Genomic DNA, 25385 nt, shown 5'->3' with positions numbered 1-25385 from the left:
GCTCGAGCCACCTGTTCCCATGACTTCCGCTACCGCTCCAACCGTTGCACAGCCTCCGGCACCCCAGGCACCGCCGTCGCCGATCGTGGAAGGCTTGCGCATGTTCGTGCGCAACCCGTCGGCCGTGTTCGGCCTGGCGTTGCTCACCATCATCGTGCTGTTCGCGTTCGCCGGCCCGTGGCTTTTCCCGGCCGATCCGTTCGAGATCCGGGCCGCACCGCTCACGCCGCCCGGCACCGCTGAAGCCTGGCTGGGTACCGACTACCTCGGCCGCGACATCACGATCTCGTTGCTCTATGGCGGGCGCCCCACACTGCTGGTGGGCGCCGTCGCCGCATTGCTGTCGGTGTGCATCGGCATCACCGTCGGCGCGATGTCCGGCTTCTATGGTGGCGCGGTGGACGCCGCGCTCATGCGCGTGACCGAGTTCTTCCAGGTGCTGCCCGCGCTGCTGTTCGCGATGGTCGTGGTCACGCTGTTCTCGCCGAGCCTCGTCACGGTCACGCTCTCCATCGGTCTCGTGAGCTGGCCGGGCACGGCACGTCTTGCGCGCGCCGAGTTCATGAAGGTGCGCGACCTCGAGTTCGTGCGCGCCGAACGCTCCATCGGCGCGGGCAATGCGCGGCTGATCTGGCGAGTGATCCTGCCCAACGCATTCGCACCGCTCGTGGTGTCGGGCACGCTCGCGGTGGGCTCGGCCATCCTGTTCGAGGCCGGCCTGTCGTTCCTCGGCCTGGGCGATCCGAACCAGATGAGCTGGGGCATGATGATCGGATCCAGCCGGCAGTACGTGCTGTCGTCGTGGTGGTCGGTGGCGATTCCGGGGGCGGCAATCTTCCTGACCGTGCTGGCCGTGAGCCTGATCGGCGACGGCCTGAACGACGCGCTCAACCCGAAGCTGAGGGAACGCTGATGACCGACGCACTCCTCACCGTCGACGACGTGCGCGTCGAATTCAACACACGCCGTGGCAAGGCGACGGTGCTCAACGGCGTGAGCTTCGAAGTGAACGCCGGCGAGACGCTGTGCATCGTCGGCGAGTCCGGCTGCGGCAAGAGCATGACCGCACTGGCCGTGCTCGGGCTCGTGCCGACACCGCCGGGCCGCGTCGCCGGCGGCCGCATGCTGTACCGCGGCGAAGACCTGTTCGCCGCCACGCCCGCACGCATGCGCGAAGTGCGCGGCAACCGCATCTCGATGATCTTCCAGGAGCCGATGACCTCGCTCAACCCGGTCTACACCGTGGGAGACCAGATCGGCGAATCGCTGCGCCTGCACCAGAAGCTGTCGCCGCAGGCCGCGCGCGAGAAGGCCATCGCCATGCTCAAACAGGTGGGCATTCCCGCCGCCGGGCAGCGCGTGGACGAATACCCGCACCAGATGTCCGGCGGCATGCGCCAGCGCGTGATGATCGCGATGGCGCTGGCCTGCGAACCCGACATCCTGATCGCCGACGAGCCGACCACCGCGCTCGACGTGACGGTACAGGCACAGATCTTCGACCTGTTGCGCGCGCTGCAGAAGGACAAGGGCACGGCCATCATGCTCATCACCCACGACATGGGCGCCGTCGCCGAAATGGCTGACCGCGTGATGGTGATGTACGCCGGACGGGTGATCGAACAGGGCACCACCGCCGAAGTGCTGGGCTCGCCGCTGCACCCGTACACGCAGGGCCTGATCGAGTGCCTGCCCGAGCTGGGCAGCAGCCAGCTCGACGAGGGCAGCGACACCACACTCGCCGAGATTCCCGGCGTCGTGCCGTCGCTGTGGGAGCTCGGCTCGGGCTGCGCGTTCCGCGAACGCTGCCCGCACGCGATGGCACGCTGCGCGAGCGAGGTGCCGGGCATGGTGCGCCCGCCTGGCGGGGCCTCCGCCCACGCCGCCGCATGCTGGCTGCTGGACAAAGACACGAACATGGCGCGCACGGACGCGATGGCCGCATGACGACCCACGACCTCTCCACGCCCCAGCTGCCGCCCCCGGTACTCCTGTCGGTCACCGACCTCAAGGTGCACTTCGCGCGCAAGCGCGGCGGCATGTTCGGCAAGGCCGATGTGGTGCATGCGGTCGACGGCGTGAGCTTCGAAGTGCGCCGGGGCACCACGCTCGCCGTGGTCGGCGAGTCGGGCTCGGGCAAGACCACCACCGCACTGGCCGTGATGCGCCTGGCACCCATCACGGAAGGCAGCGTGCGCCTGGGCGCGACCGATCTCAGCCTGGTGCAGGGCGAAACGCTGCGCGAAGCGCGCCGCCGTTTCCAGATCATCTTCCAGGACCCGTACTCCTCACTCAACCCGCGCCAGCGCGTGGGCGAGGCGGTGCGCGCACCGCTGGACCTGATGGCCATCGGCACGCCTGCGCAACGCGCCGCGCGCGTGGACGAACTCTTCGCCGCCGTCGGCCTGCGGCCCGAGCAGCAGAACCTGTTTCCGCACCAGTTCTCGGGCGGACAGCGCCAGCGCATCAACATCGCACGCGCGCTGGCCACCAACCCCGAGCTGGTGGTGTGCGACGAGCCGGTGTCCGCGCTGGACGTCGCCATCCGCGCGCAGATCCTCAACCTCCTGAAGCGGCTGCAGAAGGACCTGGGGCTGACCTACCTTTTCATCTCGCACGACATGGCCGTGGTCGAACACATCTGCGACGAAATCGCGGTGATGTACCTCGGCCAGATCGTCGAGCGTGCGCCGCGCCGCGCGTTCTTCTCGAAGCCGCTGCACCCGTACAGCGTCGCGCTGATGTCGGCCGTGCCGACGGTAAGCGGCGGCCGCGCGCGCGCCGCGCAACGCATCAAGCTGAGCGGCGATCCACCAAGCCCGATCAACCCGCCGGCGGGCTGCCGCTTCGCCGGCCGCTGCCCTGCCGCGGTGGCCGACTGCGCCAGGCCACAAACATTGCGTGAAGTGCAGCCGGGTCACTGGGTGGCGTGTCACCGCGTCAGCGTGGTCAACGGGCAGGTCAGTGCGCCCTTGATGCTGCCGCCGACCGAAGCGCCGCTCGCGGCCGCGGCCTGAGCTGCGACGCGTTGCCCGAATCCATCTGACAAGAATCCGACAGACACATCCATGAGCATGAGCGCCATCACCGTTTTCCAGGCCCGCAAGATCATCACCATGAACCCGCGCCAACCCGAGGCCACACACGTGGCCGTGCGCGAGGGCCGCATTCTCGCCGTGGGCGACCTCGAGCGCATGAAGCTCTGGGGAGAGTTCACGCTGGACACGCGCTTTGCCGACCAGGTGATCATGCCCGGCCTGGTGGAAGGCCATTCGCACCTGATGGCCGGTGGCCTCTGGAAATTCACGTACACGGGCTTCCACGCACGCACCTCGCCCGACGGCAAGGTGTGGGAAGGCTGCAAGAGCTTCGACGAAGTGGTGGCACGCCTGATCGACATCGAAAGGCGCATGACCGACCCCGCCACGCCGCTGCTGGCCTGGGGCTTCGATCCGATCTTCTTCGGCACCACGCGCATGACGGTGGAACACCTGGACAAGGTGAGCACCACGCGGCCGGTGATCATCCTGCACGCGAGCCAGCACCTGATGAACGTGAACCGCGCGGCGCTGGCCGCAGCCGGCATCACGCGCGACACGGAGATCGAAGGCATCGCGCGCTTCGACGACGGCGAGCCCAGCGGCGAGTTGCAGGAGTTCGCGGCGATGTTCCCGATCACGCGCCTCACCGGCAACATCTTCCGCGTGACAGGCAGCGATCCCGACGCGCTGCGCATGTTCGGCAAGATGGCACGCCTGGCTGGCGTGACCACGGCCACCGACCTGGTGAACGACCTGTCCGACCACAACCACGCGGGCCTCACCGAAGTGACGACGGAGCCCGCGTTCCCCGTGCGCTTCGTGCCGGCCTACGTGAGCATGGACGGCAGCACGAACCTGCAGCAGGGCGCGGCGCGCATCCGCGCGCGTCAGGCGCAGGGCAACGACAAGCTGGTCTACGGCCTCGTGAAGATCGTGGCCGACGGTTCCATCCAGGGTTTCAGCGCGCGGCTGCGCTGGCCGGGTTACTACAACGGCGCACCCAACGGCATCTGGATCCATCCGCCGGCGCAGCTCAAGGCCATCATTGCGCACTTCCACGCGGAAGGTTTCCCGCTGCACATCCACACGAATGGCGACGAGGCGACCGAAGTCGCGCTCGACGGCATCCAGGAGGCGCTGGAAAAGCATCCGCGCCAGGACCACCGCCACACGCTGCAGCACTGCCAGATGGCCGACGACTACCAGTTCCGCCGCATGGCCGCGATGGGCGTGTGCGCCAACCTGTTCGCCAACCACATCTATTACTGGGGCGATGCACACCGCGAACAGACCATGGGCCCCGACCGTGCCGAACGCATGGATGCCTGCGCGAGCGCGCTGGCCCACGGCGTGCCGATGGCCATCCACTCCGACGCGCCGATCACGCCACTCGGCCCGCTGTTCACGGCGTGGTGCGCGGTGAACCGCCTGACATCCAGCGGCAAGGTCCTGGGGGCCGCGCAGCGCATCGGCGTGCAGGAAGCGCTGCATGCGATCACCATGGGCGCGGCCTACACGCTGCACATGGACGACCGCGTCGGCTCCATCGAGATCGGCAAATTCGCCGACTTCTGCGTGCTGGCCGACGATCCGCTCGCGCTGGCGCCCGCGCAGCTCAAGGACGCGCGCATCGTGACCACCGTGATCGGCGGCGAAGTCACGCAGGCCTGAACGCGCAGGCAGTCCGACATGGCAACGCCCGCCTCCATCGCCCGGCCCCGCATCCCGCTCACGGTGATCGGCGGCTTCCTGGGCGCGGGCAAGACGACGCTGCTCAACCACCTGCTCACGCATGCGGGCGGTCGACGTGTCGCGGTGCTGGTGAATGACTTCGGTGCCATCAACATCGACGCGGCGCTGGTCGCTTCGCGCGAGACGGACGCCATCGAACTCACCAACGGCTGCGTGTGCTGCTCGATCGGAGACGACCTCACGGCTGCGCTGATCGGCCTCATCGAATCGCCCCGGCCGCCCGAGGCCATCGTCATCGAAGCCAGCGGCGTGTCGGATCCGTGGCGCATCGCGCAGGTGGGCCTGGCCGATCCGGCGCTCGCGCTCGATGCGGTGCTGGTGCTGGTGGACGCGACGAGCTTCGAACGACATGCGGCCGATCCGTTGCTGGCCGACACGCTCTTGCGCCAGTTGAAGGCCGCCGACCTGCTGGTCGTCAACCATTGCGACCGGGCCGATGCGGTCACGCTGGCCCATCTGCATGCGCGGCTGGACGCCGAAGTCCCACGCACGCCGCGCCACGAAACCTCGCATGCCGCCGTCCCCGCGCTGCTGCTGGGCGACGCACTGGCCGGACACGCGCCAGCCGCGGATCCTGCAGTGCAGCCCGATGGACATGCGCATGGCCCGCACTGCGGCTGCGCGCACGGCCACACCACGCACGACCACTTCATGCACGGCGCCATCGATCACGACAGCCTGTTCGAGACCTGGTCGTCCATGGGTGACACGGTGTATCGCGCCGCTGCGCTGCGCAAACTGCTGCGCGGCATGCCCACCGGGGTGATGCGGCTCAAGGGCATGGTCCGCACCGACGAGCACGGGCTCGCCGTGTTGCAGTACGGCGGCACGCATGGCTCCCTGCGCGCCGCGCCGCCTGTGCCGGGAGGGCCCGCGCTGGACATGCCGACACTGGTGGCGATCGGTCTGCGTGGGCGCCTGCCCGGCCGCGAACTGGCTGAAGCGCTGGCCGCTGCGCGGCTGGATGCAGGGCCCGTAACAATGGTTACGCAGGGCTGAGGCAGGTGGGAAATAATCCGCCCACCACCACAACCCCCGGGCTTGCCATGTCCAGCATCACCCTGCGCTTCCTCGCCGAACCCAACACCGTCAATTTCGGTGGCAAAGTCCATGGCGGCACCGTCATGAAGTGGATCGACGAAGCCGGCTACGCCTGCGCCACGGCCTGGGCCAAGCGCTATTGCGTGACCGTGTTCGTCGGCAGCATCCGCTTCCACCGGCCCATCATGATCGGTGACATGGTGGAGGTGGAAGCGCGCCTGGCCTACACCGGCAACACCAGCATGAACATCGTGGTGGAAGTGCGCAGCGGCGACCTCAAGGGCGGCGAGATGAGCAAGACGACCGAATGCCTGATCGTGTTCGTGTCCGTCGATTCGCACGGGCGCCCCATGCCCGTGGACACATGGACGCCGGGAACACCCGGTGAAATCGCCCTGGCCGACCACGCCCGGGCCTATCTCGAAGCAGCCAAGACGGCACGGCCCCAGTGAGCAACAACAGCATCGCAACGACAGCATCGGCAAACTTTTCCGGCAGGGACCTCACGGCGGCGTTGGCCGTCGTGGTGATCTGGGGCCTCAACTTCGTGGCGATGAAACTGGCCTTGCGCCACTTCACGCCGTTCCAGCTCGGCGCGTGGCGCTATGTGTTCGCGGTGCTGCCGCTGGTGCTGCTGGTGAAGCCGCCGCGCGTGCACTGGAAATGGGTGATCCTGTACGGTTTGTGCCAGGGCGTGGGGCAGTTCGGCTTCCTGTTCGTGGCGCTGAAGGTCGGCATGACCGCGGCGCTGGCGTCGGTATTGATGCAAGGCCAGGTGTTTTTCACGGCGCTGTTCGGCTATTTGCTGCTCGGAGAGCGCCTGTCGGGCGCGCTGAAGATCGGCCTCACGCTCGCCGCCATCGGACTGGCCTGCTTCGCCATGAACTATGTGCGACCGGCCGGCGGCGCGGCCATGGCTACCACGGCGCTGGGCTTCGCGCTCAACATCATGGCGGCAGCGATGTGGGCGGCGTCGAACATCGTTGCCCGCAAGACCCAGCAATCGGCGCGCGGTGAATTCGATGCACTCGGCTTCGTGGTGTGGAGCAGCCTCGTGCCCATCGTTCCCTTCACCCTGTTCACCCTGGCCGCCGACGACCCGGGGCTGCGCTGGCAATGGACGCAGGCGACCTGGGGCAGCTGGGTGGCCGTTGCCTACCTCGGCTGGATCGCGACCATCACGGCCTATGCGTTGTGGACCTGGTTGATCAAGCGCCACGCGGCCAGCCGCGTGGCACCGTTCGGCCTCGGCGTGCCGGTGGTCGGCATCGCCGCCGGCATGGTGACGCTGGGCGAAGTGGTCACCGGCTGGCAATGGGCGGGCATCGTTTTCGTGGTGGCGGCGCTGGTGACCGTGATGCTCGGTCCACGCATCATGGCCGCGGTGTTCAAATCGGGGCATGTCACTCCCCACACCTGAACTCAGACACTTCGCCAACCTCTCCGTGGAGGTCGGCAAACCCATCGAAGTCGGCCAGACCGGCAAGGGCCTGCGCAGATTCATCGGCATCACCGGCGGCACCGCCTCCGGCCATGGCTGGACTGCGCGCGTGCTGCCGGGCGGCGCGGACTACCAGCTCGTCACGAGCGAGACCACGGCCGAGCTGGATGCGCACTACGTGCTGGAAACCGACGCCGGCGATCTGCTCTACGTGCGCAACCGGGCGCTGCGCGTGGCTTCCGCTGCCGTCACGGCGCAACTGGTGCGCGGGGAAACAGTCGATCCGTCGCTCGTGTACTTCCGCTGCGTGCCCACCCTCGAAACCGCATCGCCGTCGTTTGCGTGGGTGCGGGAAAAAATCTTCGTCGGCACGGGCGCGCGCCATCCCTCGCGTGTGGAGATGCAGTTCTTCGAGCTCGGCTGACGCGCGCTACGCCTTGCCGGACACCTGAGTGATGGGAATCGTCCGCGCCGCCCGCTTCACTGCCTCGCGGATGCGGCCATAGGTGCCGCAGCGGCAGAGGTTGCCCGCCATGCCCTCGTCGATCTGCGCGTCGCTGGGCCGGGCGTTGGCCGACAGCAGCGCCGTGGCCGACATGATCTGCCCCGGCTGGCAGTAGCCGCACTGCACGACGTCGAGTTCGATCCACGCCTTCTGCACGGCAGCACCCACCGGGCCTTGACCCACGCCCTCGATGGTCGTGATGGCCTTGCCGACCACGCTGCCCACGGGCGTGAGGCACGAGCGCGTGGCCACGCCGTCCACATGCACCGTGCACGCGCCGCACAGGCCTGCACCGCAACCGAACTTGGTGCCGGTGAGGCCGAGCACGTCACGCAGTGCCCAGAGCAGCGGCGTGTCCGCCTGCGTATCGGCGACGCGGGTGAATCCGTTGATCTGGAGTTCGTGGTTCATCGAGGGTTCATGCCTGGGCGTTCGTGCCGAAGTATCCCCTGAGCAGCTCGATGGCGAAAGTCACTTTCGCGGGCTGCTCGTCGCGGCGCGGCGTGACGGCGTAGACGGGCGCGTCGGCCACCGACCATCCGGGCAGCACCGGCACGAGGCGCCCGTCGGCGAATGCGGCGGACACGTCCTGCGTCACCACCACGGCCAGGCCCCAGCCGGCGATGCACATCGCATCGAGCACATTGACTTGCGTGGCCGCCACGCGCGCCTGCGGTCGCAGCTCGACGGCCTGGCCCTGCGCGTCGGTCATGCGAAGGATGTCGGGGCCGTTGTGGCGCGGCGTCATGCGCAGCCAGTCGTGCTCCAGCAGGTCCTGCGGCGTGCGGGGCCAGCCGCGCCGCGCCAGGTACGCGGGTGATGCGGCAAGGCGCTGGCGCAGCGCGCCGATCTTGCGCAGCACGAGGTTGGAGTCGGCGAACTGGCCGACGCGCACGGCCAGGTCCACGCGCTGGGCGATGAGGTCGATGGGGGTGTCGTCCATCAGCAATTCGAGGCGCAGCCGTGGATGCTGCGTCACCGGCGCCAGCGCCGTGGCCAGCAGTGCGCCGAAGCCGATGGGGCTGGCCAGCCGCAGCGTGCCCTCGGGCGCGTCACGCAGGCGTTCGAGCGCAAGGTCGGCCGAGCGTGCGGCCGCGACCATGGCCGCGCAGCCCGTGTGGTAGCGCTCGCCCGCCTCGGTGAGCGTGATGCGGCGGGTGGAGCGGTGCAGCAGCACGAGGCCGACCTCCTTCTCCAGTTGCCGCAGTTGCTGGCTGACCGCCGACGCGCTCATGCCCAATTGCCGGCCCGCCGCCGACAGCGAGCCCGACGCCACGACTTCCGCAAACAGCGCCATGCGCCGGTATCGCTCCATTTCCGCCCGATTCTGAAGCCACGCTTCAAGGTGATAGCGGATTTGACCATCTACCGCGCTGAATGTGAAGAAGGGAAACTTGATGCCATCGAATCTGAACACCGAAAGGACACATCATGAAAATCGCACTCATCGGCGGCACGGGCTTCGTGGGCAGCGCGCTGCTCGCCGAACTGCTGGCCCGCGGCCATCAGGTCACCGCACTGGCCCGTAATCCGGGCAAGTACACGCCGCAAGCCGGCCTGACCGTCGTGACGGCAGACGTGCAGGACGCCACGCAAGTGGCCAAGGCAGTAGCCGGCCACGACGCCGTGGCCAATGCCTACAACCCCGGCTGGACCGTGCCGGACATCCACGACCAGTTCCTCAGGGGCACGCGCGCCATCATCGACGGCGTGAAGCAGGCGGGCGGCAAGGCGCTGCTGCTCACCGTGGGTGGCGCGGGCAGCCTGTTCATCGCACCGGGCGTGCAACTGGTGGATACGCCTGAATTTCCGGCCGAATGGAAAGCGGGCGCCACTGCTGCGCGCGAAGCACTGGATATCTTCCGGAAGGAAACCGCTCTGACCTGGACCTTCGTGTCGCCGCCCGTGATGCTGGCACCGGGCGAGCGCACCGGCCGCTATCGCGTGGGTGCAGACGAAGTGCTGATGAATGGCGACGCACCGGCCGGCATCAGCGTGACCGACCTCGCGGTGGCAATCGTCGACGAACTGGAAAAGCCACAGCACACGGGCAAGCGCTTCACCGTCGCGAGCGCCTGACACTGAAGCTGCACCAGCCGCTCCGGGCTCAGCCGCGGGCGGCCTGCAGCGTATCGCGCGTCTGCGTGGCGGCGCGGCGCGCGGCAGCCGCAAAGTCCTCGCCTGAAGAAGCGTAGATGATCGCGCGCGAGGAGTTCACGATGATCGGGCCGTCCTCACGCCAGCCGGCCTTCACCGTGGCCGCCGCGTCGCCGCCCTGCGCACCGACGCCGGGAATCAGCAGCGGCACGGTAGGCGCGAGCGCACGCACGCGTTCGATTTCCGCCGGATAGGTCGCGCCGACCACGAGGCCGAGCTGGCCGTTGAGGTTCCACGGCCCCTGCGCCAGTTTCGCCACATGTTCGTACAGCAGCGGCTCGCCTGCCACGGTGGACAGCCGCTGGTTCTGCAGATCGTCACCGCCGGGGTTGGACGTGCGGCACAGCAGGAACGCGCCCTTGCCCTCGTGCTTGAGGTAGGGCTGCACCGAATCGAAACCCATGAAGGGCGAGAGTGTCACCGCGTCGGCACCGTAGCGCTCGAAGGCCTCGCGCGCGTACTGCTCGGCCGTGCTGCCGATGTCGCCGCGCTTGGCGTCCAGGATGACGGGCACGTGCGGCGCGTTGCGGCGCATGTGTTCCATGAGCTTTTCGAGCTGGGCTTCGGCGCGGTGCGCGGCGAAGTAGGCGATCTGCGGCTTGAAGGAGTTGACCAGGTCGGCCGTCGCATCGACGATGGCGGCGCAGAAGTCGTAAATCTTCGTCGCGTCGCCCTTCATCTGTGCGGGAAAACGGGCGGGCTCGGGGTCCAGGCCCACGCACAGCATGGAGGCATTGGCGCGCCCGGCGGCGCCCAGCTTGTCGAGGAAGGTCATGATGCGGCAATTCTAAGGTTCACCTACGGTTCACGGGGAGTTGTCCGACAATCCCCACCCATGCAGTCCATCTCGCGCAAGCAGCTCGTCATCCTCGTCGCACTCACCATTGTCTGGGGCATCAACTGGCCGATCATGAAGGTGGGGGTGATGGACTTCCCGCCGTTCAGCTTCCGGGCCATCTCGATGTGGATGGGCGTGCCGATCCTGGCCGTCACGCTGCTGGTGATGAAGGTGCCCTTCCGCGTGCCGCGCGAACACTGGCGCGAACTCGGCGTGCTCACCGTCTTCAACATGCTCGCCTGGCAGGCGCTGGCGATGATCGCGATTCCCGCGCTCTCCAGCGGCCGCGCCGCCATCCTCGGCTACACCATGCCGATCTTCGCGGCCATCTTCGGCGCCGCCTTCTTCGGCAGCCGGCTCGCGCCCCGCGCATGGATGGGCGTGGCCGCCGCCGCCGTGGGCGCGATGCTGCTGCTCTGGCACGAATTCACCAACCTTGCGGGCAGTCCGGCGGCCGTGCTGCTCATGCTCTCGGGCGCGGCGGCATGGTCCATCGGCACGCACCTCATGCGCCGCACCAGGGTGCCGATGCACACGCTCACCGTCACGTTCTGGATGCTGTTGCTCACCTCGGTGGCGCTGACGCTCCTGGCCGTGGTCTTCGAACGCAGCCGCTGGCACATGCCCTCGCTGCCCGCCTGGGGCTCCATCGTCTACAACGGCGTCATGATCTTCGGTTTCGCGCAGGGCGCGTGGTTCTACCTTGCGCGCAGCCTGCCGCCTGTGGCATCGTCGCTCAGCGTGATGTTCATTCCGGTGCTCGGCGTGTTCAGCGGCGCCTGGTGGCTGGACGAAGTGCTGCACTGGCAGGACTGGACGGCCGTGGTGCTGATGGCGGTGGCCATCGCGTCGGTGTTGCTGCCGTCGCGGGCGGCAGCGCGCAACCCGCAGGTCGTTCCCGCCGGAGCACAGGTCAAGGATTGACACCGACATGACAGCGTTCCCGTCCATGCAGTTCCGCCTGCCGCGCCAGGTGCCTCCGCAGGCACCCCGGCCGGCCAGCCTGCTGGACTGGCCGCAGCAGGTGCCCGCGCCGGTGGCTCAATGCCTGGCCGACGCGCACATGGTCCTGACGATGGAGCAAGGCCCCGCCGAATGGTGGCAGGGCTGGCAGAAGGAGCGCCTGCACGAGCTCATGACGTGGCTGTGCCAGGACGACGCGTGGCGGCAGTGGTTCGGCGCGGCGGCCTTCCCGGAGGCGGCCCTGTCGCGGCTGCCCATCATGCGGCGGGCCGACTACCGGCGTGTCGCGGCAAGGCCCGCCCGCGTGCCCGCGTCGCACGGCCGCGTCATGCCCCATTCGACGTCGGGCTCCAGCGGTGCGCCCGTCCGGTTCCAGTACTCGCAGCTGGCGGGCCGCCTCAACAACCACATGTACTGGGCGGACCACCAGCGGCAGGGCCGCGACCTGCGCAAGCAGGTCATGAGTCTCAGCGGCACGCCGGACGAGCACGCCGGCGCGCAGGTCGAGATTCCCGGCAACCCGTGGCTCCATCCGGCGCCGCAGGTCGCGCGGCATTCTCCGTCATTCACCGTGGACGAGAACGCGCGGTGGCTGTGCACGCAATCGCCTGCGTATCTCGCGACACATCCGACCTTGCTGTCGGGCATGCTGTCCGTCATCGAACGCGACGGCCTCACTGCGCCGCGCATCGAGCAGATCATGACCTTCTCGGAGTCGGTGGATGCGCAGTTGCGCGAGCGTTGCCGCCGCATCTTCGGCGCCACCGTGAAGGACCGCTATTCCTGCGAGGAGCTCGGGCCGCTGGCCTTCCAGTGCCCGCACAGCGACGACCACTACCACGTGGCCGTGAGCAACGTGATCCTCGAAGTGGTGGACGACAACGGCCTGCCCAGGCCGCCCGGCGAGCCCGGAACGGTGCTGGCCACCGCGCTGCATCAGTGGGCGCACGCAGCCGTGCGTTACGACGTCGGCGACATTGCCGCGATGCTGCCGCATTGCCCGGTGTGCGGCGTGCAGGTGCCCACGCTCACGAGGCTGCTGGGCCGCAAGCGCACGCTGGTGCAATCGCCCGACGGCACCCTCAGCTACGTGCGTGTGCTGGGCAAGGACTGGCTGGCCTGCGCACCGGTTCGCGAGCACCGCCTGGTGCAGACTTCGCTCCGGAGCTTCCGCGTCGAGCTGGTGCTCGAGCGGCCCATGACGCCGCAGGAGCAAGAGGCCACCCAGGCCATGTTGCGAAAGATCGTCGGTGACGCTTTCAGCTTCGAACTGCAGCAACTCGACGCCATTCCCTGGCCGCCGGGCCGCAAGCGCCAGGAAGTCGTGGGCCTGGCCGCGCAGGAGCACGCCGGATGACCACCTGGCCCGACAACATGCCCGCGCCGGTGCTGAACCGGCTGATCGACGCACATCTCACCATCCAGCTCGAGCAAGGCGGCCTCGCGCAGCTGAAGGCCTGGCAGGACATCCAGTGGCGGGCCCTGCAAGGCTGGCTGCGGACGCATACGCCCTGGTGGGCCGACCGGCTGCAGGCCGGGGATGGCTGGGAGAATCCCGAGCGGCTGCCTGTGCTCAACCGCCATGACCTCACGCAGATGGTCGCCCGCCACGGCGCGGCGCCCGTGCCGCCGCACCATGGCAACGTGCGCAAGGGCAACACGTCCGGCTCCACCGGCATTGCCGTGAACTTCTTCGTCTCCCAATTCACGCAGCGCATGATCGACCACGCCTACGCGGCGGACAACATTCGTCAGGGCCGCAGCAACCTCGGCCTGCGCGCCGTGGTCGACGCGCGCGTGAAAGGCAACGAGACGCCGCACCTCGCGGTCGAATCCGATTTCATGGAAGGCGCGGGCCGGATCCTGCGGCGAAGCTTCAGCGACTTCACCACGGCGCAGCACGCACAATGGTTGCTCGAACATCGGCCACGCTACCTCATCTCGTATCCGGGCTGGCTGGAGAGGCTGCTCGACGATGCGCAGGCCAACGGCTGGGAGCTGCCGCCCCTCGAACAGGCCATGCCTTATGGCGCGGCCGTGAGCCCCTCATTGAGGCGCAAAGCCCGGGAGATCCTCGGCGCCGCCGTGCGTGACCGCTACTCCTGCGAGGAATGCGGGCCGCTCGCCTTCCAGTGTCCGCACAGCGACGACCACTACCACGTGGCCATGACGAACGTCCGGCTCGAAACGGTCGACGACGAGGGCCGCGCTTGCCCGCCCGGCCAGCCGGGCAAGGTGCTGGTGACCTCGCTGCACCAGTATGCGACGCCGTTGATCCGTTACGACCTCGGCGACATCGCCGCCCTGCATCCGACATGCCCGGGCTGCGGCACCGGCGTGCAGGCCCTGTCGCAGCTGTTGGGCCGACGGCTGTTCCTGCTGCGCTTGCCGGACGGCACGCGCAAGGCACTCCGGCTGGTGGTGCGCGACTGGCTCGCCTGCGCACCGGTGAAGGAATACCGCGTGGTCCAGAAGACCGCGACGTCTTTCGAGGCCGAGGTCGTGATGGACCGGCCGATCACCATCGAGGAAGAAGATGCCATCGTCGACATGCTGCAGGACGCCATCAGCCCGCAACTGACCTACGCCGTGCGTCAGGTGGAATCGCTGCCGCAGACCACCTCGCACAAGCGCGCGGAAGTGTTCAACCTGCTGGAGAGTTGAGCGCGACCGTGTCCATCGCCAGGCACAGGTCGTCCCAGGCCTTGGCCTTGTCCGGCAGGTTTCGCAGCAGGTAGGCCGGGTGATAGCTCACCACCACGGGCACGCCGTGGTACTGGTGCACGCGACCGCGTAGGCGGCCGATGGCATCCTGCGTCTGCAGCAGCGACTGCACGGCGAAGCGCCCCATGGCAAGGATGATCTTCGGCTGCAGCAGCTCCACCTGACGGCGCAGGAAGGGTTCGCACTGCGCCACCTCTTCGGGCTCTGGGTTGCGGTTGCCGGGCGGGCGGCACTTGAGCACGTTGACGATGAACACGTTCTCGTGGCGCGAAAGACCGATTGCCGTGAGCATGTTGTCCAGCAGCTTGCCGGCCTGGCCGACGAAAGGCTCGCCCTGGAGGTCTTCGTTCTCGCCGGGCGCCTCGCCGACGATGAGCCAGTCGGCCTGCGGCGCCGCGCCTTCGACGGCCGGCGGTTGGCCCACGCCGAACACCGTGTTGCGGCGGCTGTGGCAAAGCTTGCAGGCCTGACAGCCCGCTACGGCGTCTTGCAATTCGACCCACGACATGCGGGCGATGCCGGCCGGTCGGTCGCCCGTGATGCGTGCGGTGACGGGTGCCGGCACGGATGCCGGGGCGGCTGCGGGTGGGCCGTCCTGTCGCGGAGCGCGCGTAGATACCGCCGGGGCAGCGACCTGCGTCAGCACTTCGGCGGGTGCCACGGCAGGCGGCATCCACACGTGGACATTCATCTCCGCCAGCATGGCGCGTTGACGCTCGTCGAGTTCCAGGCTCATCGCGATCCGTCCCTCACAGACGCAGGCTCATGACCACCGCGTCCTCACGCTGGCCGTCCGCGGCGGGATAGTAGGCCTTGCGCTCGCCCACGCGCCGGTAGCCGTGTGCGTCGTAGATGGCGAGCGCGCGCGTGTTGCTCACGCGCACTTCGAGCCAGAGCCACTCGGCGCCCTGGCCGCGCGACCACAGCGTCAGCGCGTCCAGCAGAACCATGCCCCAGCCTTGCCGCTGGTACTCGGGGGCCACGGTGATGTTGAGCAGGTGCACTTCATCCACCCCCTTCATCGCCACGTAGTAACCCAACAGGGTGTTGCCGCCCAGCAGCATCTGCGCTTCATAGCCCGCATTGAGCGAATCGATGAAGTTGCCGCGCGACCACGGATGCGCATAGGCGCGGCCTTCGATCGCCAGCACGGCATCGAGCCACGGGCCCGAAAGGGGCTCGAAGCGGGCTTCCTGCTGGAGTACGGCGCTCATCTGGGTCTTTTCGGTGCGGTTCCGGCTTCGCGTTCCGCCGTCGTCTGCGCCACTTTATCGCGAATGTAGAGCGGCATGGCCATCTCCGGCGACACGGCGAGGCCCGCGGACAACAGGTGCGGTGCGAGCCGCAGCATGGCGGCTGCGGTGGGCAGCGCCTCGATGCGGAGCGGGGCGTCCGGAAGCCGTGCGCCATAGGCCTTGAAAGCGTTGCCGGCGAGCGCCGAGCCTGCCGGAACCTGCACGGCTTCCGGTTTGAGCAGGGCGGGATCTGCCACCAACCGGGCTGCCCCCTGAGCCGTCGCCTGATCGACCCCGGCCGGCAGCCGGGAAAAATCGCAGGCAGCCGCATACACCTCGTCCATGCGCGCATCGAGCACGGCCACCACCTGCTGCACGCCGTGGCGATGCCGCGCGTCTTCAGCCACGGCCAGCAGCGTGTTCACGGGCAGCAGCTTCACACCCGCGCCGAAGCCCAGGCCCTGCGCCACGGCGCACGACGTGCGCAGGCCGGTGAACGATCCGGGGCCCTGGCCGAATGCAATCGCATCGAGTTGCGCGAGTTGCAGGCCGGCCTCCGCCAGCAGGGCCATGATGGCTGGCACCAGCGCGGATGAAGCCTGCGCGCCACCAGGGCCGGTGTACTCGAAGACGCGGCCGTCGTTCATGACGGCGATGGACAGCACTTCGGTGCTGGTGTCCATGGCCAGCAGGCGACAGGTTGCGGATGGGCCCGGCATGTCAGGGCCTCGCGCCGTCTGCAGTCGGGATGGCTTCGGCACTGCCGTTGCCGCGCGATGCACGCACGCCGAACAAAATGCCCACCGTCGCGAGCGCGAGGCCTGCCAGCAGGTTCCAGTACAGCGGCTCGCCCAGGAAGATCACCGCGCCCAGCGCCGACATGCCGGGAACGAACGCGGTGATCATGGTCGAGCGCACCGGGCCGAAGTACTGCACCATGGTCGTGAACGTGATGCCCGAGATCACCACCGAACCGAGCCCCTGGAAAATCAGCTGGAACACGATTTCGCCCGTGGGCGCACGCAGCAGCTGGCTGGGCACGGCGTCCAGCAGCACGAGCGCGGTGTAGGCGGGCACGTAGACGACGAATGCGAAGGTGATGATGGCGATGGTCGCCTGCACCGCATCGAGCGCGTACTTGCGCGCCAGCACGGTGTAGGTGGCCCAGCAGAAGGACGCGCACATGAAAAGCAGGTCGCCGCGCCACATGCCGCTGCCGCCGGAGAAAGCCTGCAGCAGGCTGCCGCCGCCCACCAGCAGGCCGCCCGCCACGATGAAGCCGACCCCGATGCCGCGCGTGGAGGAGATGCGCTCGCCCAGCAGCAACATGGCCAGCAAGGTGGTCCACAGCGGCAGGCTGCCGGGCATCAGCACCGAGCCGTGCGCCGCCGGCGCGAAGAAGAAACCAGCGTAAGCCAGCAGCGCGTACAGGAACCCGCCGAAGAAGCCGAGGAGCGCCGTGAGCCGCAGCGGCAGCGGCGACACGCCCAGCCAGCCCTGCAACCCGCGCCGGCGGACCATCCAGGCGCCCCAGGGCAGCAGCACGATGGCCGCGCCCAGGATGCGCAGGTAGGCCAGATCGAACGGATTGAGCGTCCGCTGGGCCGAGGCACGGGCAATGACGATGAAGGAGGTCCAGACAAGGACGGTGACCACGGCGGCGGTGATGCCGACGGGCCTGGAGGGCGGGCGCATCCTCCGATTATCCCGCCCCATGGGGTCGCCCGATAATCCGGCCATGAATTTCCGCCACCTTGCCCGCCTGTGGCTCGCGCTGACCATCGCGTTCGCCGCTGCAGCCCACGCGCAAACCGCTTCCCCCGTCATGCCGGCGCAGCTTCCCGCGGAAGTCAGCGCGGCGCTCGCCCGCGCGAAACTCCCCATCGAAGCCGTGACCGTGCTGGTGACCGATGCCGATGGCAGGACGCCGCCGCGCCTGTCGCACCGGGCGCAGGTGCCGGTGAATCCGGCCTCCGTGATGAAGCTCGTCACCACTTACGCCGCGCTCGACCAGCTCGGCCCGGCCTTCAGCTGGCAGACGCCGGTGTACATCGACGGCCCGGTGCAGAACGGCACGCTCAACGGCAACCTGTACATCCGCGGCCAGGGCGACCCGAAGCTGGTGGTCGAGCGCGTCTGGCTGCTGCTGCGCCGGGTGCAGGGCCTGGGCATCCGCAGCATCGCGGGCGACATCGTGCTGGATCGCAGCGCCTTCGACGTGCCCGAGCAGGACCCGGGCGCGTTCGACGGCGAACCGCTGCGGCCCTACAACGCCTCGCCCGACGCGCTGCTGCTGAACTACAAGTCGGTCGTGATGACCTTCGTGCCGGACCGCAATGCCAACGTGGCGCAGGTGCAGTACGAACCCCCGCTGGCCGGCGTCCAGATGCCCGCCACCGTGCCGCTCACGCTCGAAGCCTGCGGCGACTGGCGCGGCGCGCTGCGTGCCGACTTCGCGGACCCGTCGCGCATCCGCTTCCTCGGCGGGTACCCGGCGACCTGCGGCGAACGCGTGTGGCCCGTGGCCTATGTGGAGCCGCGCAGCTACGCCACGCGCGCGGTGGAAGGCATGTGGCGGGACCTCGGCGGCGCATTGCGTGGCGTGGTGCGCGAAGGACCGGTACCCGCCGGGCTCAAGCCCGCGTTCGAAGTCGGCTCGCCGCTGCTCGGCGAAGTCATCCGCGACATCAACAAGTACAGCAACAACGTGATGGCGCAGCAGCTCTTTCTGACGCTGAGCCTGCAGGCGCGCGGGCGCGGCACGCTGGAAAATTCGCGCGACGTGATCCGCCAGTGGTGGAGCGAGCGCTTCGGCGCGGCTGATATGCCCGTGATGGACAACGGCTCGGGCCTCTCGCGCAGTGAACGCATCAGTGCGCAAGGTCTCGCGCGCCTGCTGCTGGCCGCATGGGCTTCCCCCGTCATGCCGGAGCTGATGTCGTCGCTGCCCATCACCGGCGTGGACGGCACCATGCGCCGCAGCCGTGCGAAGTCCATCGGCGCAGCGCATCTGAAAACGGGCACGCTGCGTGACTCGTCCGGGGTCGCCGGCTACGTGCATGCAGCCAGTGGACGACGCTACGTGGTCGTGATGATCGCCAACCATCCGAACGCGCCGGCGGTGCGGCCCGCGATCGACGCGCTGGTGGACTGGGTCGCGCGCGACCAGCCCTGAGAGCCGGCCGGAAGGGCTTCAGGAAGCGGCCGCGCGCTGCAGGCGGTCGCGCACGCCGTCCCACTCCGCATCGAGCGGCGGCGTCTCTACCCAGATCAGCTTCACGCCCTGCGTGTCGAATTCGCGCAGCACACCGAAGAGTTGCTGCGCCGCCGCCACCGCGTCGTCGGGCATGCGGCGACGGATGATGCGGCTGGAGCTGCTGCGCAGGATCACGCGCGACCAGACCGCGATGTGCGCCGCGTCGCTGCCCAGCACGTTCAGCGCGGCCTGCAGCGCCTTGGCGTCCATCAAGCGCACGCGCGCATTGGGCGCGTAGTGCGACTCCAGCGTGCCGGAAGCGCGCGGCGCGTCTTCCGCCAGGAATTCTTCCGGCCCGACCAGTGGCTGGCCCAGCGCATGTTCGATCCGTGCGCGCGTGAGCACGCCCGGTCTCAGCAGCACCGGCACGCCGCGCGTGCAGTCGACGATGGCCGATTCGATGCCCACGTCGCACGGCCCGCCATCGAGCACCGCGACGGCGTCCCCGAACTCGGACTGCACATGCGCCGCCGTGGTCGGGCTCACGCGGCCGAAGCGGTTGGCGCTCGGTCCCGCGACGCCATGCACGCCAAGTGCCGCACTGGCCTCGAGCAGCGCCAGCGCGACCGGATGCGAGGGGCAGCGCAGGCCGATGGAGGCCTGCCCGCCGGCAGCCGCAGCCGCCACACCGTCGCGACGCGGCAGGATGAGCGTGAGCGGCCCGGGCCAGAGGGCGTCAATGAGCTTCTGCGCGAAATCAGGAACGCTGGCCGCGAACTCGGGCACCGCCGCAGGCGAAGCGACGTGCACGATCAGCGGATGGTCTTTGGGCCGGCCTTTGGCATCGAAGATCGCAGCCACGGCAGTGTCGCTCGACGCGTCCGCGCCGAGGCCGTAGACCGTCTCGGTGGGAAACGCGAGCAGGCGGCCATCACGCAGGATCTGCGCGGCAGTTTCGATGTCGGCGGGCTTGCGGCCGTCCAGCAGCATGGGTGGTCCGTGCGCCGCGCGTCAGAAGGGCGCGATGCCCAGCAATTGCGCCGCCTTCAGCGCATTCGCGCGCACGTCGGCCGGCGTGTTGCCGGTGATGTTGAGGTGGCCCATCTTCCGGCCGCGACGCGCCTCGACCTTGCCGTACAGGTGCAGGTGCATGCCGGGCAGCGCGAGCACCGCATCCCACGGCGGTGTGCGCGTCTCATCGCCTGCCCCCGGGAACCACAGGTCGCCCAGCAGGTTGAGCATGATGGCGGGGCTGTGCTGGCGCGGCTGCACCAGCGGCAGGCCGGCGAGCGTACGCACCTGGAGGTCGAACTGCGACACGTCACAGGCGTCCATGGTGTAGTGGCCGCTGTTGTGCGGGCGCGGGGCCATCTCGTTCACGACGAGACTGCCGTCGCCGAGCACGAAGAACTCGATGCACAGCACGCCGACATAGTCCAGCCCCTCGGCCACCGCGCGCGCCGCGGCAACGGCACGCTGCGCGATCAGCGGATCGATGTTGCCGTCGAACACCTGCGTGACGGCCAGGATGCCGTCGCGGTGCTCGTTGAGCTGCGGCGGGAAATTCACCATCTGCCCGTCTGCGCCACGCGCGACGATGACCGAGCATTCGGCGGCCAGCGGCAGCATCTGCTCCAGCACGCAGGGCACCTGCTTGAGCTGGTTCCACGCGGCCACGAGTTCCTGCCGCGTCTTCACACGGATCTGCCCCTTGCCGTCGTAACCCATGCGCGCGGTCTTGAGGATGCCGGGCAGCAGAACGTCGTCGGCTGCGTCGAGCTGCTGCTGCGTCTCGATGACGAGATAGGGCGCGCACGGCACGCCGCACTTCACGAAGTGCGCCTTCTCCTTCGCACGGTCCTGCGCGATGGCAACGGCGGCGGCACCAGGCGCCACCGGCACGCTGGCCGCCAGCTTTTCCAGCGCGGGCGCCGGCACGTTCTCGAATTCGGTGGTCACGGCCACGCTGACTTCCGCGAGCTTCGCGAGGCCGGCTTCGTCCGTGTAGGGCGTGCGGATGTGGTGATGGCTCACGCGGCCGGCGGGTGACACCTCGTCCGGATCGAGCACCGCCGTGAAATAGCCCATCTGCTGCGCGGCATGCACGAACATGCGGCCCAGCTGGCCGCCACCCATGACGCCCAGCGTCGTTTCCCGGTTCACGCCCGGCAGGATCGGCTGCGTCATGCGGCGGGCGGCAGCGTCATCGCGCGGGCGGCTTCGGTCTGGCGGGCGCGGAAGGTGTCGAGTTGCGTGCGCAGCGGCGCGTCGCCTGTCGCGAGCATCGCCACCGCGAACAGCGCCGCGTTGGCCGCACCCGCATTGCCGATGGCGAACGTGGCCACCGGCACGCCCTTGGGCATCTGCACGATGCTGTGCAGCGAATCCACCCCCTGCAGGTGCCGGCTGGCCACCGGCACGCCCAGCACCGGCACCGTGGTCTTGGACGCCAGCATGCCCGGCAGATGCGCCGCGCCGCCTGCGCCGGCGATGATCGCGCGCAAACCGCGCCCGGCGGCGGCCTCGGCGTAGGCGAACATGTCGTCCGGCATGCGGTGCGCGGAAACGACCTTCGCCTCATGGGCGATGCCGAACTCCTGCAAAATCTGGACTGCGTGCTGCATGGTGTCCCAGTCGGAACTGGAACCCATGACGACACCGACGAGGATCTGGGTCATAGTGCGGGGGGACATGTCCGCCCTTGCGCGGCGGCCATTTATCCGAGTTGAAGTCCAAGTTGAAGTTTGAATTTTACTTTTTAGCCCCGACCTGAAGCCCCATGCTCGACGTCACCATTGAAAATTTCGAAGCCGAGGTCATTGCCGCCTCGATGACCACGCCGGTGCTGGTGGATTTCTGGGCCCCGTGGTGCGGCCCGTGCAAGACCATCGGCCCCATCCTGGAGAAGCTCGAAAACGACTACGCCGGTCGCTTCAAGCTGGTCAAGATCAACTCCGACGACGAGCAGCAGATCGCTGCTGCCTTCGGCATCCGCAGCATCCCGACCTGCATCCTGCTCAAGAACGGCCAGCCGGTCGATGGTTTCATGGGCGCGATGCCCGAAGGGCAGGTGAAGCAGTTCCTGGACAAGCATCTGCCCAGCGAAGACGAACTTGCGGCCGAAGCAGGCAGCGACGAAGCCGAGGCGCTGCTCGAATCGGGCGACACGGCGGCGGCGCTCGCCAAGCTGCAGGAAGCGCTGGCCATCAACCCGGCCAATGACGACGTTCGCTTCGAATATGTGCAGTTGCTGATCGCGACCGGCCAGTTCGAGGAAGCCTCTGCCGCGCTGGCACCGGCCATGGCGCAGATTCCCAAGCAGCTGCGCTTCGACGCGCTGGCCCAGTGGCTCGATGCCATGGTGTTCGTGGAGCAGGACAAGCGCGGCCGCTGGTCGCCCGCGCAGTTCGACGAACTGATCGCCGCCAACAAGCGCGATTTCGACGCCCGCTATGCCAAGAGCCGCGTGCTCATGGCGCACGGCGAATGGACCGCCGCGATGGACGAGCTGCTTGAAATCATCATGCGCGACAAGAAGTGGGCCGACGAAGCCCCGCGCAAGACCTTCATCGCCATTCTGGAGTTGCTGTCTCCGGCCAAGCCGAAGGCCGGGGCCGAAACACCGGGTAAGACGGCCGGCGGCATCGAACTCACGGGCAAGGCCGCGATGGCCGAAGACCCGCAGGCGGCGCTGGTGTCCAGCTACCGCCGCAAGCTCAGCATGATGCTGAACTGAGCGACCGGCGCTCAGGCCGTGAGCCGCGTCAGCGCTTCTCGGTACTTGTCCGCCGTCTTCTTCACCACTTCATCGGGCAGGCGCGGCGCGGGCGGCGTCTTGTCCCAGGGCTTGCCGTTGATGCGCACGGCCTCGAGCCAGTCGCGCAGGTACTGCTTGTCGTAGCTCGGCGGGTTGATGCCTTCCGCCACACTCTTCGCATACGTTTCGGCCGGCCAGTAGCGCGACGAATCCGGCGTGAGCACCTCGTCCATCAGCACCAGCGCGCCCTTCTCGTCCAGGCCGAACTCGAACTTGGTGTCGGCAATGATGATGCCCTTGGTGGCTGCGAACTCCGCCGCCGTCCTGTAGATGGCGATGCTGATGTCGCGGATCTGCGCGGCCATGTCGGCACCGACCACATCCACCACCTGCTGGTAGCTGATGTTCTCGTCGTGCTCGCCTGCCGCAGCCTTGGCAGCGGGCGTGAAGATCGGCTCGGGCAATTTGTCCGCGTTCCTCAGCCCCGCAGGCAGCGGCACGCCACAGACCGACTGGCCCTGCTGGTATTCCTTCCAGCCACTGCCGGCCAGATAGCCGCGCACCACGGCTTCCACCGGGATGGGCTTGAGGCGCTTGACCAGCATCGAGCGGCCTTGCACCTGCGGTATTTCGGCGGCCGACACCACGCTCTCGGGCGCGTCGCCGGTCAGGTGGTTGGGGCAGATGTGGCCGAGCTTGTCGAACCAGAACAGGGCCATCTGCGTGAGCAGTTCGCCCTTGCCGGGAATCGGCTCGCCCATGATGACGTCAAATGCGCTGATGCGGTCGCTCGCCACCATCAGGATGCGGTCGTCGCCCACGGCGTAGTTGTCGCGCACCTTGCCACGCGCCAGCAGTGGCAGTGAGGTGAGGGAGGAGGTGTGCAGGGAAGAACTCATGCCGCGCGCTCAGGCGACGACCTGGGCGAGCTCGCCCCGGGCGTACTTCGCGGCCACGACCTGCAGGCTTTCGCCCTTGATCTTCGCGCCCTGGCCTTCGCAGCCGAACTCGATGTAGCGCGCCTTGCAGACCTGCTTGGCGGCTTCACGCGCGGGCTTGAGCCATTCGCGCGCGTCGAACTTGTCGGGGTTCTCGGCCAGGAACTTGCGTACCGCGCCGGTCATGGCCAGGCGGATGTCGGTGTCGATGTTGATCTTGCGCACGCCGTGCTTGATGGCTTCCTGGATTTCCTCGACGGGGACGCCGAAGGTTTCCTTCATCTTGCCGCCGTACTGGTTGATGATGGCCAGCAGCTCCTGCGGCACAGAAGACGAGCCATGCATCACCAGATGGGTGTTGGGAATGCGCTTGTGGATTTCCTTCACGCGCGAGATCGCCAGGATGTCGCCCGTGGGCTTGCGGCTGAACTTGTAGGCGCCGTGGCTGGTGCCGATGGCGATGGCCAACGCGTCCAGCTGCGTGGCCTGGACGAAGGTGGCGGCTTCTTCGGGGTCGGTGAGCATCTGGCTGTGGTCCAGCTTGCCCTCGGCGCCGACACCGTCTTCCTCGCCCGCCTCGCCGGTTTCGAGGTTGCCCAGGCAGCCCAGCTCGCCTTCCACGGTGACGCCCACCTTGTGCGCCATCTCGACGACGCGGCGGGTCACGTCGACGTTGTAGTCGAAGCTGGCCGGCGTCTTGGCATCTTCCATCAGCGAGCCGTCCATCATGACGGAGCCGAACCCGAGGTTGATCGCGCCCTGGCACACCTGCGGTGAGCTGCCGTGGTCCTGGTGCATCACCAGCGGAATGTTCGGGTACATCTCGACGGCGGCCTGGATCAGGTGCTTGATGAAGGGTTCGCCCGCGTACTTGCGCGCACCGGCGCTGGCCTGCAGGATCACCGGCGCGCCGGTTTCCCTGGCCGCTTCCATGACCGCCTGCACCTGCTCGAGATTGTTCACGTTGAAGGCGGGAATGCCGTAGCCGTTCTCGGCTGCGTGGTCGAGCAGCTCTCGCATCGAAACTAGTGCCATGGTCGTAGGTCCGGAAAGTTGGGGAATCGGGTGGCGGGCAGATCGCGGATCACGCCGTATCGCCGCCAAACCCAAGATTTTAAGGCGCTTGCCCCGGTTGGCTGTCAGCCATTGCCGCAAAACCGTCATCCGGCGTTCACTTTGGATTCATCTGCCGTCACTAGATTGGCGGCATGAATTCGCCGGAAATCGCCCTTTTTCTCTGGATCAATGCCGGACCGCAGACGCCCTCCGACCTGATTCTGCTGGCGAAGTACGCCTCGCTGTACCTCCCGGGCCTGAGCATTGCCGCGTTGCTGGCGACGGCGGTGTGGCGTCCCGCGCTGCGCGATGCAGCCTTGCAGACGGTGCTCGCCCTGCTGCTCGCATGGATCGCGGCGCGGCTGCTCCGGCATGGCCTGGCGATGCCCCGGCCGGCGGTGCTGGGGCTCGGCATCCAGTGGATTGACCACTCCGGGGGCCCCGGGTTGCCGAGTCTCCATGCATCAGGCGCCTTCGCATTTGCGTGTTCGCTCCTTCTTTCGCGCGTGCCGCGCATGGCGATGATCGCGGGCTTCGGTGTGGCCGCGCTGATCGCCTGGAGCCGCCTGTGCCTGGGCGTGCACTTCCCGGCGGACATCCTCTGCGGCGCGGTCGTCGGCTTGCTGTCGGCACAGCTTGCACGTGGTCTGACGAAGTTCGCACGAGGTTTTCGACGCGAAACATCTACTCACCATTCGGCTGGAACTCCTGTACCGGGCATTTGAACCCACTGGGTCAAAG

The 25385-nt window shown here is 68.1% G+C and carries 27 protein-coding genes; 15 read left to right on the top strand and 12 right to left on the bottom strand.

The window, feature by feature from the left end:
- Positions 1–19 precede the first annotated feature (19 nt).
- The 8 genes from ACO2Q9_RS15815 to ACO2Q9_RS15780 are packed head-to-tail and all read left to right on the top strand — an operon-like array spanning position 20 to position 7699.
- On the top strand, positions 20–913 hold the full coding sequence (locus ACO2Q9_RS15815) for an ABC transporter permease (protein WP_423312763.1): 894 nt from the start codon (positions 20–22) through the stop codon (positions 911–913).
- Positions 910–1947 (top strand): ABC transporter ATP-binding protein, encoded by a 1038-nt coding sequence (locus tag ACO2Q9_RS15810; protein WP_423312886.1) that lies wholly within the window; start codon positions 910–912, stop codon positions 1945–1947. The genes ACO2Q9_RS15815 and ACO2Q9_RS15810 overlap by 4 nt, the downstream gene beginning before the upstream one ends.
- The gene (locus tag ACO2Q9_RS15805) at positions 1944–3017 is read left to right on the top strand and encodes an ABC transporter ATP-binding protein (protein WP_423312762.1); all 1074 of its coding nucleotides are present in this window, start codon (positions 1944–1946) and stop codon (positions 3015–3017) included. Before ACO2Q9_RS15810 ends, ACO2Q9_RS15805 begins: the two co-directional genes overlap by 4 nt.
- A 57-nt stretch (positions 3018–3074) precedes the next feature.
- Entirely contained in the window at positions 3075–4712 is a 1638-nt protein-coding gene (locus tag ACO2Q9_RS15800; protein WP_423312761.1) for an amidohydrolase, read from the top strand.
- 18 nt (positions 4713–4730) lie between these two features.
- Positions 4731–5792 (top strand): CobW family GTP-binding protein, encoded by a 1062-nt coding sequence (locus ACO2Q9_RS15795; RefSeq protein WP_423312760.1) that lies wholly within the window; start codon positions 4731–4733, stop codon positions 5790–5792.
- Between the two features lie 47 nt (positions 5793–5839).
- Positions 5840–6286, top strand: a complete 447-nt coding sequence (locus ACO2Q9_RS15790) for an acyl-CoA thioesterase (RefSeq protein WP_423312759.1) — start codon at positions 5840–5842, stop codon at positions 6284–6286.
- Positions 6283–7254, top strand: a complete 972-nt coding sequence (locus ACO2Q9_RS15785) for an EamA family transporter (RefSeq protein WP_423312758.1) — start codon at positions 6283–6285, stop codon at positions 7252–7254. Before ACO2Q9_RS15790 ends, ACO2Q9_RS15785 begins: the two co-directional genes overlap by 4 nt.
- The gene (locus ACO2Q9_RS15780) at positions 7235–7699 is read left to right on the top strand and encodes a DUF3237 domain-containing protein (RefSeq protein ID WP_423312757.1); all 465 of its coding nucleotides are present in this window, start codon (positions 7235–7237) and stop codon (positions 7697–7699) included. The genes ACO2Q9_RS15785 and ACO2Q9_RS15780 overlap by 20 nt, the downstream gene beginning before the upstream one ends.
- Positions 7700–7705: 6 nt before the next feature.
- On the opposite strand, the gene ACO2Q9_RS15775 is transcribed toward ACO2Q9_RS15780, so the two are convergent.
- A complete protein-coding gene (locus tag ACO2Q9_RS15775) occupies positions 7706–8191 on the bottom strand; it encodes a (2Fe-2S)-binding protein (protein ID WP_423312756.1) in 486 nt (161 codons plus the stop codon).
- Positions 8192–8198: 7 nt separating this feature from the next.
- Positions 8199–9095: a LysR family transcriptional regulator gene (locus ACO2Q9_RS15770; protein ID WP_423312755.1), complete on the bottom strand. Its 897-nt coding sequence runs from the start codon at positions 9093–9095 to the stop codon at positions 8199–8201.
- 116 nt (positions 9096–9211) lie between these two features.
- On the opposite strand from ACO2Q9_RS15770, the gene ACO2Q9_RS15765 reads away from it, so the two are divergent.
- Positions 9212–9859 (top strand): NAD(P)-dependent oxidoreductase, encoded by a 648-nt coding sequence (locus ACO2Q9_RS15765; RefSeq protein WP_423312754.1) that lies wholly within the window; start codon positions 9212–9214, stop codon positions 9857–9859.
- A 28-nt stretch (positions 9860–9887) separates the two neighbouring features.
- Here ACO2Q9_RS15765 and pyrF read toward each other — a convergent pair whose 3' ends face one another.
- Positions 9888–10712, bottom strand: coding sequence for an orotidine-5'-phosphate decarboxylase (pyrF, locus tag ACO2Q9_RS15760; protein WP_423312753.1), 825 nt, complete (start codon positions 10710–10712; stop codon positions 9888–9890).
- A 60-nt stretch (positions 10713–10772) separates the two neighbouring features.
- Between pyrF and ACO2Q9_RS15755 the strand changes: the two genes are divergently transcribed.
- From ACO2Q9_RS15755 to ACO2Q9_RS15745, 3 genes are read left to right on the top strand one after another with little or no spacing between them, the layout of a single operon-like run.
- Positions 10773–11699, top strand: coding sequence for a DMT family transporter (locus ACO2Q9_RS15755; RefSeq protein WP_423312752.1), 927 nt, complete (start codon positions 10773–10775; stop codon positions 11697–11699).
- 7 nt (positions 11700–11706) lie between these two features.
- Positions 11707–13095, top strand: a complete 1389-nt coding sequence (locus tag ACO2Q9_RS15750) for a hypothetical protein (RefSeq protein WP_423312751.1) — start codon at positions 11707–11709, stop codon at positions 13093–13095.
- Positions 13092–14402, top strand: a complete 1311-nt coding sequence (locus ACO2Q9_RS15745; RefSeq protein WP_423312750.1) for an AMP-binding protein — start codon at positions 13092–13094, stop codon at positions 14400–14402. The genes ACO2Q9_RS15750 and ACO2Q9_RS15745 overlap by 4 nt, the downstream gene beginning before the upstream one ends.
- Here the strand turns inward: ACO2Q9_RS15745 and ACO2Q9_RS15740 are convergent.
- Genes ACO2Q9_RS15740 through ACO2Q9_RS15725 form a run of 4 tightly spaced genes read right to left on the bottom strand, consistent with a single transcriptional unit; the run spans position 14383 to position 17392 of the window.
- Positions 14383–15198, bottom strand: coding sequence for a uracil-DNA glycosylase (locus tag ACO2Q9_RS15740; protein WP_423312749.1), 816 nt, complete (start codon positions 15196–15198; stop codon positions 14383–14385). The two genes, ACO2Q9_RS15745 and ACO2Q9_RS15740, sit on opposite strands and share 20 nt — an antisense overlap.
- Before the next feature lie 13 nt (positions 15199–15211).
- Positions 15212–15676, bottom strand: coding sequence for a ribosomal protein S18-alanine N-acetyltransferase (gene rimI, locus ACO2Q9_RS15735; RefSeq protein ID WP_423312748.1), 465 nt, complete (start codon positions 15674–15676; stop codon positions 15212–15214).
- Positions 15673–16380, bottom strand: coding sequence for a tRNA (adenosine(37)-N6)-threonylcarbamoyltransferase complex dimerization subunit type 1 TsaB (tsaB, locus tag ACO2Q9_RS15730; RefSeq protein ID WP_423312747.1), 708 nt, complete (start codon positions 16378–16380; stop codon positions 15673–15675). The genes rimI and tsaB overlap by 4 nt, the downstream gene beginning before the upstream one ends.
- Before the next feature lie 37 nt (positions 16381–16417).
- Positions 16418–17392 carry a DMT family transporter gene (locus tag ACO2Q9_RS15725; RefSeq protein ID WP_423312746.1) on the bottom strand — a complete coding sequence of 325 codons (975 nt, stop codon included), beginning with the start codon at positions 17390–17392 and terminating at the stop codon, positions 16418–16420.
- Positions 17393–17435: 43 nt separating this feature from the next.
- On the opposite strand from ACO2Q9_RS15725, the gene dacB reads away from it, so the two are divergent.
- On the top strand, positions 17436–18872 hold the full coding sequence (gene dacB, locus ACO2Q9_RS15720; RefSeq protein ID WP_423312745.1) for a D-alanyl-D-alanine carboxypeptidase/D-alanyl-D-alanine endopeptidase: 1437 nt from the start codon (positions 17436–17438) through the stop codon (positions 18870–18872).
- Positions 18873–18890: 18 nt separating this feature from the next.
- On the opposite strand, the gene ACO2Q9_RS15715 is transcribed toward dacB, so the two are convergent.
- The 3 genes from ACO2Q9_RS15715 to purE are packed head-to-tail and all read right to left on the bottom strand — an operon-like array spanning position 18891 to position 21571.
- Positions 18891–19883 (bottom strand): L-threonylcarbamoyladenylate synthase, encoded by a 993-nt coding sequence (locus ACO2Q9_RS15715; protein WP_423312744.1) that lies wholly within the window; start codon positions 19881–19883, stop codon positions 18891–18893.
- 21 nt (positions 19884–19904) lie between these two features.
- Positions 19905–21080 carry a 5-(carboxyamino)imidazole ribonucleotide synthase gene (locus tag ACO2Q9_RS15710; RefSeq protein ID WP_423312743.1) on the bottom strand — a complete coding sequence of 392 codons (1176 nt, stop codon included), beginning with the start codon at positions 21078–21080 and terminating at the stop codon, positions 19905–19907.
- Positions 21077–21571: a 5-(carboxyamino)imidazole ribonucleotide mutase gene (purE, locus tag ACO2Q9_RS15705; protein ID WP_423312885.1), complete on the bottom strand. Its 495-nt coding sequence runs from the start codon at positions 21569–21571 to the stop codon at positions 21077–21079. Before purE ends, ACO2Q9_RS15710 begins: the two co-directional genes overlap by 4 nt.
- Positions 21572–21672: 101 nt before the next feature.
- On the opposite strand from purE, the gene trxA reads away from it, so the two are divergent.
- Entirely contained in the window at positions 21673–22629 is a 957-nt protein-coding gene (gene trxA, locus ACO2Q9_RS15700) for a thioredoxin (RefSeq protein WP_423312742.1), read from the top strand.
- Between the two features lie 11 nt (positions 22630–22640).
- On the opposite strand, the gene ACO2Q9_RS15695 is transcribed toward trxA, so the two are convergent.
- Together ACO2Q9_RS15695 and fba are read right to left on the bottom strand one after the other, a co-directional pair.
- Positions 22641–23549: a phosphoribosylaminoimidazolesuccinocarboxamide synthase gene (locus ACO2Q9_RS15695; RefSeq protein WP_423312741.1), complete on the bottom strand. Its 909-nt coding sequence runs from the start codon at positions 23547–23549 to the stop codon at positions 22641–22643.
- Between the two features lie 9 nt (positions 23550–23558).
- A complete protein-coding gene (fba, locus tag ACO2Q9_RS15690; protein ID WP_423312740.1) occupies positions 23559–24623 on the bottom strand; it encodes a class II fructose-bisphosphate aldolase in 1065 nt (354 codons plus the stop codon).
- A 173-nt stretch (positions 24624–24796) separates the two neighbouring features.
- Between fba and ACO2Q9_RS15685 the strand changes: the two genes are divergently transcribed.
- Positions 24797–25369, top strand: a complete 573-nt coding sequence (locus ACO2Q9_RS15685) for a phosphatase PAP2 family protein (protein ID WP_423312739.1) — start codon at positions 24797–24799, stop codon at positions 25367–25369.
- Positions 25370–25385: the final 16 nt, after the last annotated feature.

This window comes from Variovorax sp. VNK109 (genome assembly GCF_049445855.1).
Taxonomy (GTDB): Bacteria; Pseudomonadota; Gammaproteobacteria; order Burkholderiales; family Burkholderiaceae_C; genus JAGOCV01.
This window is presented reverse-complemented; position numbering and strand designations above follow the sequence as displayed.